Annotated in this window: 13 protein-coding genes; 11 read left to right on the top strand and 2 right to left on the bottom strand. The window is 64.5% G+C overall.

Annotated elements, in window-relative coordinates:
• Positions 1-33 precede the first annotated feature (33 nt).
• Positions 34-1,419 carry a hypothetical protein gene (locus BG57_RS02225; RefSeq protein ID WP_035959799.1) on the top strand — a complete coding sequence of 462 codons (1,386 nt, stop codon included), beginning with the start codon at positions 34-36 and terminating at the stop codon, positions 1,417-1,419.
• Here BG57_RS02225 and BG57_RS02220 read toward each other — a convergent pair.
• Complete coding sequence (locus BG57_RS02220; RefSeq protein WP_035959798.1) at positions 1,416-2,915, bottom strand: cryptochrome/photolyase family protein; 1,500 nt, start codon at positions 2,913-2,915, stop codon at positions 1,416-1,418. The genes BG57_RS02225 and BG57_RS02220 overlap by 4 nt on opposite strands.
• Before the next feature lie 30 nt (positions 2,916-2,945).
• Between BG57_RS02220 and BG57_RS02215 the strand changes: the two genes are divergently transcribed.
• The 6 genes from BG57_RS02215 (at position 2,946) to BG57_RS02190 (ending at position 7,677) form a co-directional block, all read left to right on the top strand.
• A complete protein-coding gene (locus BG57_RS02215) occupies positions 2,946-3,524 on the top strand; it encodes a YqgE/AlgH family protein (RefSeq protein WP_035959797.1) in 579 nt (192 codons plus the stop codon).
• Positions 3,521-3,967, top strand: a complete 447-nt coding sequence (gene ruvX / locus BG57_RS02210; RefSeq protein ID WP_035959796.1) for a Holliday junction resolvase RuvX — start codon at positions 3,521-3,523, stop codon at positions 3,965-3,967. Before BG57_RS02215 ends, ruvX begins: the two co-directional genes overlap by 4 nt.
• Positions 3,954-4,469 (top strand): bifunctional pyr operon transcriptional regulator/uracil phosphoribosyltransferase PyrR, encoded by a 516-nt coding sequence (pyrR, locus tag BG57_RS02205; protein WP_035959795.1) that lies wholly within the window; start codon positions 3,954-3,956, stop codon positions 4,467-4,469. Before ruvX ends, pyrR begins: the two co-directional genes overlap by 14 nt.
• Positions 4,470-4,544: 75 nt before the next feature.
• Positions 4,545-5,582, top strand: a complete 1,038-nt coding sequence (locus BG57_RS02200; RefSeq protein WP_035959793.1) for an aspartate carbamoyltransferase catalytic subunit — start codon at positions 4,545-4,547, stop codon at positions 5,580-5,582.
• 10 nt (positions 5,583-5,592) lie between these two features.
• Positions 5,593-6,870, top strand: a complete 1,278-nt coding sequence (locus BG57_RS02195; protein WP_035959898.1) for a dihydroorotase — start codon at positions 5,593-5,595, stop codon at positions 6,868-6,870.
• A gap of 3 nt (positions 6,871-6,873) precedes the next feature.
• Positions 6,874-7,677 (top strand): lysophospholipid acyltransferase family protein, encoded by an 804-nt coding sequence (locus BG57_RS02190; protein WP_035959792.1) that lies wholly within the window; start codon positions 6,874-6,876, stop codon positions 7,675-7,677.
• Here the strand turns inward: BG57_RS02190 and BG57_RS02185 are convergent.
• Positions 7,646-8,509 carry a symmetrical bis(5'-nucleosyl)-tetraphosphatase gene (locus BG57_RS02185; protein ID WP_035959790.1) on the bottom strand — a complete coding sequence of 288 codons (864 nt, stop codon included), beginning with the start codon at positions 8,507-8,509 and terminating at the stop codon, positions 7,646-7,648. The genes BG57_RS02190 and BG57_RS02185 overlap by 32 nt on opposite strands.
• 346 nt (positions 8,510-8,855) lie before the next feature.
• On the opposite strand from BG57_RS02185, the gene rfbB reads away from it, so the two are divergent.
• From rfbB to rfbD, 4 genes are read left to right on the top strand one after another with little or no spacing between them, the layout of a single operon-like run.
• Complete coding sequence (gene rfbB, locus BG57_RS02180) at positions 8,856-9,917, top strand: dTDP-glucose 4,6-dehydratase (protein WP_035959789.1); 1,062 nt, start codon at positions 8,856-8,858, stop codon at positions 9,915-9,917.
• Positions 9,918-9,927: 10 nt separating this feature from the next.
• Entirely contained in the window at positions 9,928-10,821 is an 894-nt protein-coding gene (gene rfbA, locus BG57_RS02175) for a glucose-1-phosphate thymidylyltransferase RfbA (RefSeq protein ID WP_035959788.1), read from the top strand.
• Positions 10,806-11,357 (top strand): dTDP-4-dehydrorhamnose 3,5-epimerase, encoded by a 552-nt coding sequence (gene rfbC, locus BG57_RS02170; protein WP_035959787.1) that lies wholly within the window; start codon positions 10,806-10,808, stop codon positions 11,355-11,357. The genes rfbA and rfbC overlap by 16 nt, the downstream gene beginning before the upstream one ends.
• Entirely contained in the window at positions 11,354-12,247 is an 894-nt protein-coding gene (rfbD, locus tag BG57_RS02165; protein ID WP_035959786.1) for a dTDP-4-dehydrorhamnose reductase, read from the top strand. The genes rfbC and rfbD overlap by 4 nt, the downstream gene beginning before the upstream one ends.
• Positions 12,248-12,272 lie beyond the last annotated feature (25 nt).

Raw genomic sequence — 12,272 nt, 5'->3', positions numbered from 1 at the left:
CCGCGCACGCGATCTGGCTTGTGAGCGCCCGTTATGACCTCTCGTCCCGATCTACCGGTTCCGATCGAAGCCCTGCCGAATCCGCGCGGCGGCTCCGTGCGAGTCGCCGAAATGGCGATCGCGGATGCGCTGCACGCGTTCCAGCGGCAGGGCGAGACGGCGCCCGCCCTGAAGCGCGCGATCGCGGCGCTGAACGCCGCCGGATGGCTGCCTGCGCAGCGTTTCGCGGAAGCGCTCGCGCTCGTGGCGCCGTTCGGCGATGAATCCGAGCCGACGCGCCAGCGCATTGCGGACGCGCTGCTCGCCTTCGGCATGGCGGTCGATCGGCACAATCTGCGCGAGCTGGCGTGCTCGACCGAGCTTTTTCATCACTATCGCGGATTGCACGCGCTGCTTGCCGCACACACGCGCATCGCGTCGGTTTCCTACGACGACCTCGCGCTCGCGGGCCGCGCGATCGCCCCGGCGACGCTGCGAGGCGTCGCATCGGAACGGCTCACGCGTGTGCGAGCGCATTACGAGCACACGCTGCTGGCACTGCTGCGCGCGCCGGCCGATCAGCCGCGAAGCGGCACTGACGAAACCTTCGCGCGTCTCGACGCCTGCCTCGCGGACCTCGCCGGCTCCGATCCGTACGATTTCTGGCGGCTCGCGTCGTCGACGGTGCGGGCGCTGCGCTCGCGCGGGGGCATTTCCGGTCACGCCGACGCCAAGCGCCTCTACGCGCGATTCAATCTCGTGCTGGCCGATCAGGCGCATGCGTCGTCGTACGCGCCGCGTTCGCTCGTGCGCGCGACGCTTGCGCTGCTGTGGCGCGACTTCGCGCTGTATGGCGCGACGCCTGAAGACGCCGAACACGTCGACGTCTTGCGCGACTACGGCCTGACGGTGGCGTGGCACGTCGCGGCGACGCCGGCCTCCGAGGCGGCATGGGAGCAGGGCGCGGCGCAGGCCAGCGAAGAAAGCACGCGCGATGCGCCCACACGCGACCTCGGCGTGCTGCGCGTCAACGCGGCGGCCTACGAAGACTTTCTGCAGAGCGCGGAAGCGGCGATCGAAGGGTTGGTCGAACGCGGCTCGCAGGCAAGCGCAACCGGCGCCGTCGATGCGTCTTCCGCGCTGCACGCGGCGGATGCCGCGCATCGGCTGGGCGCGGCGGCGTGCGCGCTCGGGCTCGGCCATGTCGCGCTGCTGGCGGATACGCTCGGGCTCGCTTGGCGGCGCATCGCGCACCAGGGCGACGGCGCGGCCGCCCACGGCGATGCGGGCGCGCTCGACGCCGCCATCCCCGAACGCGCCGCCCAGACGCTGCGCTCGATGCTGCATCAGGCTGCTGCGGGCATCGCGCCGTCGGAGGGCCGCGCGTCGATCGTTGCGCTCACCGCGATGATCGAGCGGCCCACGGCCATCGTCCGCTAGCCGTCGTCGTCCTCGATGTCCGGGGTTATCGCGCGTTTGCCCGGACCGCGCACGACGTCATAGCGCAACAGCGTGCGCTTGCGCGCGGCGTCGTGATCGACGATCGGCGGCGGATACCCCACGCCGGGCGCGACCTTCGCCGCCTTCAGCATGTCGTGCTTCGCGAGCCACGGCGCGTGGATGTCGCGATCCGGCAGACCCGCGAGCTCCGGCACGTGATGCCGAATGAACTTGCCAGCCGCGTCGAATTTTCGTGACTGCGTGATCGGGTTGAAGATGCGGAAGTACGGCTGTGCGTCGCATCCGCTCGACGCGGCCCACTGCCATCCGCCATTGTTCGACGACAGCTCGAAATCGTTGAGGTGCGCTTCGAAGTACGCCTCGCCGCGCCGCCAGTCGATACCGAGATCCTTCGACAGAAAGCTCGCCGTCACCATGCGCAGCCGGTTGTGCATGTAACCCGACGTATTGAGCTGGCGCATCGCGGCGTCCACCAGCGGATAGCCGGTCTGGCCCGAGCACCACGCGGCGAAATGCGCGTCGGCGGCATCGCCCGTTTCCCATTCGATGCGATCGTATTCCGGCTTGAACGCGCGATGATCGCCCGACACGCCGACGCGCGGAAAGTGATGCAGCACGCCGAAGTAGAAGTCCCGCCAGATCAGCTCGGAAAGCCACGTCGCCGCGCCCCGGTCGCCGTGGCGCTGCGCGTCGTGCGCCACGCGGGCGAGGGCGCGGATCGACACCGTGCCGTGACGCAAATGCACGCCAAGATAGCTCGGACCTTTCTGCGCCGGGAAATCGCGGGCGTGGTCATAGTCGGTCATGCGGTCGCGGAAGTCGTCGAAGAGTTCGTACGCGCCGCTCGTGCCGGGCGGAAAAGCCGGGGCGTGAGCGTCCGGGAAACCAAGTTCGGCGAGCGATGGAATGCCTGTGTCGGCTTTGGCCGCCGGTTTCGTCAACGCATGCAGATGATCCTCGGACGCATACGGCGCGAGCGCATCGGGCGTCAGCGTTTCGAGCCACTTGCGCTTGTACGGCGTGAAGACGGTGTAGGGCTTGCCCGCGCCGGTCAGCACGTCGTCATGATCGAAGATCGCCTGATCCTTGAAACTGAAGAACGCGACGCCCGCGCTCGCGAGCGTCCGGGCGATGGCATCGTCGCGGGCTTTCGCGGACGGCTCGTAGTCGCGGTTCGCGAAAACCGCGTTCGCGCCGCATTCGCGTGCGAGCGCCGGGATGTCGTGAACCGGCACGCCGTGACGTACGATGAGCGCGCCGCCCGCGTCGCGCAGCGTGCGATCCAGCTCGACGATGCTTGCATGAATGAACGCCACGCGACGGTCGTTTCGGGCGAGCGGATCGAGGATTTCCCGGTCGAAAACGAAGGCGCACAGCACCCGGCGGCACCGTGTAAGCGCGTGATAGAGTGCAACATTGTCCGTCGCGCGCAGGTCCCGCCTGAACCACATCAGACCCAGATCAAAGTCGGCCATCCGCCAGCGCCTTTGTTAAAATCCTGAATTATGTCCAAGACTTCCGATCGCATCAATTTGACGAACCAGTTCCTGATCGCCATGCCTTCCATGGCCGATCCGACGTTTTCGGGAACGGTGGTCTACCTTTGCGATCACACCGATCGCGGTGCGCTGGGTCTCGTCATCAACAGGCCGACCGACATCGACCTTCAATCGCTTTTCAATCGCATCGACCTCAAGCTGGAAATCGAACCGCTCGTTCACTTGCCCGTCTATTTCGGCGGCCCGGTGCAGACCGAGCGCGGCTTCGTGCTGCACGAAGAGGGCCAGGGCGAGCCGTATAGCTCGTCGATGAGCGTGCCCGGCGGCCTCGCCATGACCACGTCCAAAGACGTGCTCGAAGCGGTCGCGAGCGGCAAGGGCCCCGAGCGCTTCTTGCTGACGCTCGGCCATGCCGGCTGGGGCGCGGGCCAGCTCGAGGAAGAAATCTCGAAGAACGGCTGGCTGACGGTCGAAGCCGATCCGCGCATCATCTTCGAAGTGCCCGCCGAAGACCGGCTCGAAGCCGCGCTGTCGCTGCTCGGCGTGTCGCGCTCGATGCTCTCGGGCGAAGCAGGGCACGCATGAGCCGCGAAGCCACGCTGCTGGCCTTCGACTATGGCGAGAAACGCATCGGTGTCGCCGTCGGCAATACGCTGACGCGCGACGCACGCGCGCTCGCCGTGGTGGAGAATCGCGACCGCGACTATCGCTTTCAGGAAGTGGGCAAGCTGCTCGACGAGTGGAAGCCCGATACGGTCGTCGTCGGCATGCCGATGCATCCCGACGGCACGCCGCACGAAATGAGCGCGCTGGCGAAGCGCTTCGGCAATCAGGTGAACGGCCGTTTCAACGTGCCGGTGCAATGGGTCGACGAACGCTATTCGTCCGTCGACGCCAAAGCGGATCTGCGCGAGCGCGGCGTGCGCACGAATGCGCGCGGCCGCTTCGACGGCATCGACGCCGAAGCCGCCCGCGTTATCCTTCAACAATATCTCGACGGACTTCCCGACGATCATGAGTTCCATTGACGCCGAGGCGCTTTATCGCACGCTCGTCGAACAGATTCGCGCGGCCTATGGCGCGTCGCTCGCGGCCGAAGACGGCGCGGTGCTCGCGGGTGTCTACAGCGGCGGCGCGTGGCTGGCGGAGCGGCTCGCGAAAGACCTGAACGCGCCGCACTACGGCGTAGTGAACGTGGCGCTGCATCGCGACGACTACGCGAAGAAGGGCCTGCATAGCCAGGCGAGCCCGACCTCGCTGCCGTTCGATGTCAACGGCCGGCGCATCGTGCTGGTCGACGACGTGCTGTCTACCGGCCGCACCGTGCGCGCGGCCATCAACGAGCTTTACGATTACGGCCGCCCGGCGTCGATCGATCTGGCCGTGCTGGCGGATCGCGGCGGGCGCGAAATGCCGATCGCGGCGCGCTTCACCGGCGGCAGCGTCGACGTTCCCGCAGGCGAAGACCTCGTGCTCGCGCGCCAGAACGGCGACACGTTCGCTTTCACGACCGAACCCCGCGCGCAGTAACGCGCGCTCTGCGCGGGTTGCATGCCGGCCCGCGTTCGCAAGTCTCCATCTTCGAAAGAAATACCTGGGATCACCATGAACACCGCCACCCAGAGCGCAGCCGAGACTGGCGCGCAGCATTCCGACAAGGCCAGCGACAAGTTCCGCTACGGCTTTCTGAAAGGCAATCCGCAACTCACGAAGAACGGTGAGTTGAAGCACCTGTTGACCATTGAAGGCTTGCCGCGCTCCATCGTCACGCACATCCTCGATACCGCCGAGCAGTTCGTGAGCGTGACCGATCGCGAAGTGAAGAAGGTGCCGCTTCTGCGCGGCAAATCGGTGTTCAACCTGTTCTTCGAGAACTCGACGCGCACGCGCACCACGTTCGAAATCGCCGCGAAACGGCTGTCGGCGGACGTGCTGAATCTGAACATCAACGCGTCGTCGACGAGCAAGGGTGAATCGCTGCTCGATACGATCAATAACCTCTCCGCGATGCACGCCGACATGTTCGTCGTGCGTCACGCGTCGAGCGGTGCGCCGTATCTGATTGCCGAGCATTGCGCGCCGCACGTGCACGTGATCAATGCGGGCGATGGCCGTCACGCGCATCCGACGCAGGGTCTGCTCGACATGTACACGATCCGCCATTACAAGCGCGACTTCACGAAGCTGCGCGTGGCGATCGTCGGCGACATCCTGCATTCGCGCGTTGCGCGCTCGGACATTCACGCGCTGACCACGCTCGGCGTGCCGGAAGTGCGCGCGATCGGTCCGCGCACGTTGCTGCCGGGCAATCTCGACCAGATGGGCGTGCACGTCTATCACAACCTCGACGAAGGGCTGAAGGGCGTCGACGTGATCATCATGCTGCGCCTGCAGAACGAGCGCATGAGCGGCGCGCTCCTGCCGTCCGCGCAGGAGTATTTCAAGAGCTGGGGCCTGACGCCCGAGCGGCTCGCGCTCGCCGCGCCCGATGCGATCGTCATGCATCCGGGGCCGATGAATCGTGGCGTGGAGATCGATTCGCAAGTGGCCGACGGCCCGCAGTCGGTGATTCTGAATCAGGTGACGTTTGGCATCGCCGTGCGCATGGCGGTGATGGGCATTGTGGCCGGCAACAGCGATTAACGAAAACGACATGAAGATCCAGATTCAAGGCGGCACGATCATCGATCCGGCTGCGGGCACGGAAGCGCGCAAGGACGTATTCATTGCGGCGGGCAGGATCGTCGCGATCGGCGACGCGCCCGCCGATTTCAACGCGGCGAAGATCATCGACGCGACGGGCTTGTACGTCGCGCCGGGTTTCGTCGATTTGTCGGCGCGGCTGCGGGAGCCGGGCTTCGAGCACAAGGCGACGCTCGAATCGGAAATGGCCGCGGCGATGGCCGGCGGCGTGACGAGCCTCGTTTGCCCGCCGGACACCGATCCGACGCTCGACGAGCCGGGCCTCGTCGAAATGCTCAAGTTCCGCGCGCAGAAGCTGCATCAGGCGCATGTGTATCCGCTGGGCGCGCTGACCGTCGGGCTGAAGGGCGAGAGCATCACCGAGATGGTCGAACTGACGGAAGCGGGCTGCATCGGCTTTTCGCAGGCGGACAACCCGATCGTCGATACGCGCACGCTCCTGCGCGCGCTGCAATACGCGACGACGTATGGCTACACCGTGTGGCTGCGTCCGCAAGACGCGTACATGGCGCGCGGCGGCGTCGCGGCGAGCGGCGCGCTGGCGTCGCGGCTCGGCTTGTCCGGCGTGCCGGTGTCGGCGGAAACCATCGCGCTGCATACCATCTTCGAACTGATGCGCGTGACCGGTGCGCGGGTGCATCTGTCGCATCTGTCGTCGGCGGCGGGCGTGGCGCTCGTGCGCGCGGCGAAGGCCGAAGGGCTCGCCGTTTCGTGCGACGTGACGATCAACCACGTGCATTTGACGGACCTCGACATCGGCTACTTCGATTCGCAGTTCCGCCTCGATCCGCCGCTGCGCCAGCAACGCGACCGCGAAGCGATCCGCTCGGGCCTGCAGGACGGCACGATCGACGCGATCTGCTCCGACCACACGCCGCTCGACGACGACGAAAAGCTTCTGCCGTTCGCCGAAGCGACTCCCGGCGCGACGGGCCTCGAACTCCTGCTTTCGCTGACGGTGAAGTGGGCGCGCGAGGCGAACGTGCCGCTCGCAAAGGCGCTCGCGCGCATCACGGCCGCTCCCGCCGATGTGCTCAAGCTGCCGGCCGGACGCATCGCGACCGGCGGGCTCGCGGATGTCTGCGTGTTCGATGCCGATGCGTCGTGGCGCGTCGATCCGTCCAAGCTCAGGAGCCAGGGCCGCAATTCGCCGTTCCTCGGTTACGAACTGCCGGCTCGCGTGCGCGCGACGATCGTCGGCGGACATCTCGCCTTCGAAACGCGCTGAAGCATGAAGTTCGTGTTGCGCAAGCTGCGCCTTGCGGTCCATCTGCTGGTCGGCGTGTGGATCGTGGCGCGGCGCTTTCCGCGTGCATCCGCGGGCGAACGCATGGCAATGAACCGTGCATGGTCGCTGGAGATGCTGCGGCTCGCGGGCATGAAACTCGTCGTGCATAACGACGACGCGCGGCTCGATGCGGGCGTGCTCGTCGTCGGCAATCATGTTTCGTGGATCGATATTTATGTGATCAACGCGTGGCGGCCGACGCCGTTCGTCTCGAAAGCCGAGATACGCAAGTGGCCGGTAGTCGGGTGGCTCGCGCATCAGCTCGGGACCGTGTTCGTGCAGCGCGAGAAGCGCAGCGACGCGAAGCGCATCATGCACGAACTGGCGGACCGTCTGCTTGCCGGCGAAATGATGTTCGTGTTCCCCGAAGGCACCACGAGCGACGGCGTTTCGCTCTTGCCGTTCCACGCGAACATGTTTCAGGCGGCGGTGTCGGCTTCGTGTCCGGTGCAGCCCGTCTGCCTCATGTACGAGGATGCGCGCGGCTTGCAGACGACCGCGCCCGCTTATATCGGCGAGATGTCGCTCAACGATTCGCTCGATGCGCTCTTGCGCGGCGGGCCGGTCACCGCGCATCTCTACGTGTGCAGCCCGCTCGCGCCGGGCGCGGACCGGCGCTTGTTGGCGAGCGAGGCGCAGGCGGCGGTTCAGGCCGCGCTCGAGCGGATGCGCGGGGCGCCGGCCGTCGTAATGGATACGCCGGTCGTTCAGCCTGTCACTTCTTCATCGCGCAACTCACCTGCGTAACCACGCGCTCGGCGGGATTTCTCGTCAGCAGGACCGCCGAGAGCTTGTTGCCCCAGACACAGCCCGAATCGAGACATAGCACGTCGTCGCGGATCATGAGGCCGAGCGCGGCCCAATGTCCGAAGACGATCGTCGCGTCCTGCGTGCGCCGGTCCGGCGCGTCGAACCACGGCATATAGCCGGGCGGCGCGGAGTCCGGGCCGCCGTTGTTGGCGAACTCCATCGCGCCGTCAGCCGTGCAGAAACGGATGCGCGTCAGCGCGTTGTACGTCACGCGCAAGCGATCCATGCCCTTGAGCGAATCTTCCCAGCGATGCGGCTCGTTGCCGTACAGCTCGGCCAGCGTCGATTTCCAGTTCGGCGCGCGCAATGCGGTTTCCAGTTCGTGCGCGAGTTCGAGCGTCATCGTCACGTCCCATTGCGGCACGACGCCCGCGTGAACCATCAGCGCGCCATTTTCGTAATGCGCGACGGGCTTGTGCCGCACCCATTCGATCAGATCGTCGACGTCGGGCGCGGCGAGGATATCGTCGAGCGTGTCGCCTTTCTTCGGCTTGCGCAGCCCGGCCGCGACGGACAGCAGGTTCAGGTCGTGATTGCCGAGCACGACAGTTGCGCGGGAGCCGAGCGCCATGACTTCACGCAGCGTTTCGAGCGATTTCGGGCCGCGGTTGATGAGATCGCCGGCGAACCAGAGCGGCGTTTCCGGCGACGGCGCCGCCTTTTGCAGCAGGCGATGGAACGGATCGCAGCAGCCTTGAAGGTCGCCGAAAACCAGCGGGGCGGGAAGAGCGGTGGTTGCGCGGGCGAGAGGAGCGGGTGCGTCGGTCATTGAATGTTTTTTGCGTTGCACGTCGGGCGTGTGGGGCAATAGGTGAATAAACGTCGCATCAAGTTATTGCAAGGTGTTATCGGCCAAGCGATGAATCCGGCTTGCCCACAAATATTTACCGCGAGGGCGGTCCGTGGCCGAATGCTAGCTGTATCAAGTTGTTAGCCGTGTAGTTTTTGCACTTCGTACCTTTATAATCGACGTTTGACCGGACGGCGGGCGCTGTAATCTCGATCGGTCACAGATTCCGTAACATGTGCGGAATCCCGTTCGGTGCGCAATTTTTTCCACACATTCGAGTGTGTGTTCGGTTTCATTCTGACTGAACGCAGTTAAAAGGGTATTTATGATTCTCGTGACGGGCGGCGCCGGTTTTATCGGCGCCAATTTTGTTCTTGACTGGCTGGAAGGCTCCGATGAACCCGTGCTCAACGTCGACAAGCTGACGTATGCGGGCAATCTCGGCACCCTAAAATCTCTGAAGGACGACGCCCGTCACGTGTTTGCACGTGCGGACATCTGCGATCGCGCAGCCATGGACGAACTGTTCGCGAAGCACAAGCCGCGCGCAGTCGTCCACTTCGCGGCGGAAAGCCACGTCGACCGCTCGATTCACGGTCCGGCCGATTTCGTGCAGACGAACGTCGTCGGCACCTTTACGTTGCTCGAAGCTGCGCGCACGTACTGGAACGCGCTGCCGGAGGCCGAGAAGCAAGCGTTCCGTTTCCTGCACGTCTCGACCGACGAAGTCTTCGGCTCGTTGTCCGCCACCGATCCGCAATTCTCCGAGACCACGCCTTGCGCGCCGAACAGCCCGTACTCCGCGACGAAGGCCGGCTCGGACCATCTGGTGCGCGCGTATCACCACACCTATGGGCTGCCGGTTCTGACGACCAATTGCTCGAACAACTACGGCCCGTACCAGTTCCCCGAGAAGCTGATTCCGCTGATGATCGCCAACGCGCTCGCGGGCAAGCCCTTGCCGGTGTATGGCGATGGTCAGAACGTGCGCGACTGGCTGTATGTGGGCGATCACTGCGCGGCCATCCGTGAAGTGCTGGCCAAAGGCAAGCTCGGCGAGACGTACAACGTCGGCGGCTGGAACGAGAAGAAGAACCTCGAAGTCGTCCACACGCTGTGCGATCTGCTCGACCAGAAGAAGCCGAAGGCGAGCGGTTCGTATCGCGATCAGATCGCGTATGTGACGGATCGGCCCGGCCATGACCGCCGTTACGCCATCGACGCGCGCAAGCTCGAGCGCGAACTCGGCTGGAAGCCGGCTGAGACGTTCGAAACCGGTTTGGCGAAGACCGTTCAGTGGTATCTCGACAATCAGGCGTGGGCCGACGAAGTGGCTTCCGGTGAATACCGCAAGTGGGTCGAAACGAATTACGGTCAGCGGGCATAAGGAGCGGGGCATGGCGCGCAAAGGCATTATTCTCGCCGGCGGTTCCGGCACGCGGCTCTATCCGATCACGCACGCGGTATCGAAACAACTGCTGCCCGTGTACGACAAGCCGATGATTTACTATCCGCTGTCGACGCTGATGATCGCTGGCATTCGTGATGTGCTGGTGATTTCGACGCCGCAGGACACGCCTCGCTTCGAGTCGATGCTCGGCGATGGCAGCCAGTGGGGCATGAATATCCAGTATGCGGTGCAGCCGTCGCCGGACGGGCTGGCGCAGGCATTCATCATCGGCAAGGATTTTGTCGGCAATGATCCGTCCGCGCTCATTCTCGGCGACAACATTTTCTACGGCCACGATCTCGCGAAGCAGCTGGAAAGCGCCGATGCGCGCACCGATGGCGCGACGGTTTTTGCGTATCACGTGCATGATCCGGAGCGTTATGGGGTCGTCGAGTTCGATCAGCAATTCCGCGCGCTCTCCATCGAGGAGAAGCCCGCGAAGCCGCGTTCGAATTACGCGGTGACGGGCCTGTATTTCTACGACAAGGATGTTTGCGATATTGCATCGGACATCAAGCCATCGCCGCGCGGCGAGCTTGAAATCACGGATGTGAATTCGCGCTATCTGGAACAGCAGAGGCTGGATGTCGAGATCATGGGTCGTGGCTATGCGTGGCTCGACACGGGCACGCACGATTCGCTGATCGAAGCGGCGACCTTCATCGCTACGCTGCAGAAGCGGCAGGGTCTCGTGGTGGCGTGTCCTGAGGAGATCGCTTACCGCAAGCAGTGGATCGGCGACGAGCAACTGCTCGCGCTCGCGAAGCCGCTTGCGAAGAACGGCTACGGTCAATATTTGCTCAATCTTCCGAAGGACCAAGTCGCATGGCCATCCAGGTAACGGCAACGGCGTTGCCAGAAGTCAAGATCATCGAACCAAAGGTGTTCGGTGATGCGCGCGGCTTCTTTTACGAGAGCTTCAATGCGCGTGAGTTCGCCGAGCAGGTTGAGGCGGGTGTCGAGTTCGTCCAGGACAACCATTCGCGCTCCGCGAAGGGCGTGCTGCGCGGCTTGCACTATCAGATTCAGCATGCGCAGGGGAAGCTCGTGCGCGTGGTCGAAGGCGAAGTGTTCGATGTCGCTGTGGACATCCGCAAGAGCTCGCCGAACTTCGGGAAGTGGGTGGGCGTGAATTTGTCGGAAGCGAATCATCGGCAATTGTGGGTGCCGCCGGGGTTCGCGCATGGATTCGTCGTGCTGTCGGAGTCGGCGCAGTTTCTTTATAAGACGACGGATTACTGGTATCCGGAGTTTGAGCGGAGCTTGCTTTGGAACGATGCTGAACTCGGCATCAAATGGCCGGTCGCGGGTGAATTGAACATCGCGGAAAAGGACCGCAACGGTGCGTTGCTGGCCGACGCAGAGGTGTTTGCATGAAGCTGCTGCTGATCGGCGCAAACGGGCAAGTCGGCTGGGAGCTCGCGCGCAGTCTGTTGCCGCTTGGACAGGTGATCGTGGCGACCCGCCAGGACGCCGATCTCGCAGAGCCAGAGCGCGTGGCGACACTTGTCGAGTCGCACCGTCCGGATGTCATTGTGAATGCAGCCGCTTATACAGCCGTCGACAAGGCCGAGCAGGAGGAAGCGCTTGCCTGGCGAATCAACGCGGAGGCCGTCGGCGAACTGGCGGTAGCGGCGCGGCGCATCGGTGCGCTGCTTGTGCATTTCTCGACGGACTACGTCTTCAACGGAAACGGCAGCCAGCCCTGGAAGGAAGTCGATGCACCGGCACCGCTTAATGCCTACGGACGTTCCAAGCTGGGTGGTGAAGAGGCGATTGTCGCGTCCGGTTGCGATCACCTGATTTTCCGCACGACCTGGGTCTATGCCGCGCGCGGCAAGAACTTCCTTTTGACGATGCTCAGGCTGGCAGCACAGCGCGAGGAACTGAGCGTCGTGAGTGATCAAACCGGCGCGCCGACGAGCGCGCGGCTGATCGCCGACCTGACGGCTCAATGTATCGCACAGGCAAAGGCGGAGCGGCGTCACGGGCGCTTCCGTAGTGGCCGCTTCCATATGGCAGCGGCGGGAAGCGTGACCTGGCACGGCTTCGCGGAAGCGCTTATCGACTATGCGCGGTCCGTTGGTCAGTTCGATATCAAGGCGCGCCGCGTCATTCCGATCGCGACGTCGGAGTATCCGCTTCCAGCACGTCGTCCGGCGAACTCGCGCCTCGACTGTTCAGGCTTCGACGCGCGATTCGGCTTGCATCGTCCCGAGTGGGACGTATGCATGCGGCAAATCATCGACCAGCTCGCTGGCGCCTGACGCTCGCGCCCCCGCGTGCGGGCGC

This window comes from Caballeronia grimmiae (assembly GCF_000698555.1).
GTDB classification, from domain to species: Bacteria; Pseudomonadota; Gammaproteobacteria; order Burkholderiales; family Burkholderiaceae; genus Caballeronia; species Caballeronia grimmiae.
Note: the sequence above shows the minus strand (reverse complement) of the source record. Positions and strands in the feature narration are given on the sequence as shown.

Excerpts from the sequence above, each read along its gene's own strand:
- BG57_RS02225 (WP_035959799.1), top strand. The coding sequence starts at position 34 with ATGACCTCTCGTCCCGATCTACCGGTTCCGATCGAAGCCCTGCCGAAT.
- BG57_RS02220 (WP_035959798.1), bottom strand. The coding sequence starts at position 2,915 with ATGGCCGACTTTGATCTGGGTCTGATGTGGTTCAGGCGGGACCTGCGC.
- BG57_RS02215 (WP_035959797.1), top strand. The coding sequence starts at position 2,946 with ATGTCCAAGACTTCCGATCGCATCAATTTGACGAACCAGTTCCTGATC.
- ruvX (WP_035959796.1), top strand. The coding sequence starts at position 3,521 with ATGAGCCGCGAAGCCACGCTGCTGGCCTTCGACTATGGCGAGAAACGC.
- pyrR (WP_035959795.1), top strand. The coding sequence starts at position 3,954 with ATGAGTTCCATTGACGCCGAGGCGCTTTATCGCACGCTCGTCGAACAG.
- BG57_RS02200 (WP_035959793.1), top strand. The coding sequence starts at position 4,545 with ATGAACACCGCCACCCAGAGCGCAGCCGAGACTGGCGCGCAGCATTCC.
- BG57_RS02195 (WP_035959898.1), top strand. The coding sequence starts at position 5,593 with ATGAAGATCCAGATTCAAGGCGGCACGATCATCGATCCGGCTGCGGGC.
- BG57_RS02190 (WP_035959792.1), top strand. The coding sequence starts at position 6,874 with ATGAAGTTCGTGTTGCGCAAGCTGCGCCTTGCGGTCCATCTGCTGGTC.
- BG57_RS02185 (WP_035959790.1), bottom strand. The coding sequence starts at position 8,509 with ATGACCGACGCACCCGCTCCTCTCGCCCGCGCAACCACCGCTCTTCCC.
- rfbB (WP_035959789.1), top strand. The coding sequence starts at position 8,856 with ATGATTCTCGTGACGGGCGGCGCCGGTTTTATCGGCGCCAATTTTGTT.
- rfbA (WP_035959788.1), top strand. The coding sequence starts at position 9,928 with ATGGCGCGCAAAGGCATTATTCTCGCCGGCGGTTCCGGCACGCGGCTC.
- rfbC (WP_035959787.1), top strand. The coding sequence starts at position 10,806 with ATGGCCATCCAGGTAACGGCAACGGCGTTGCCAGAAGTCAAGATCATC.
- rfbD (WP_035959786.1), top strand. The coding sequence starts at position 11,354 with ATGAAGCTGCTGCTGATCGGCGCAAACGGGCAAGTCGGCTGGGAGCTC.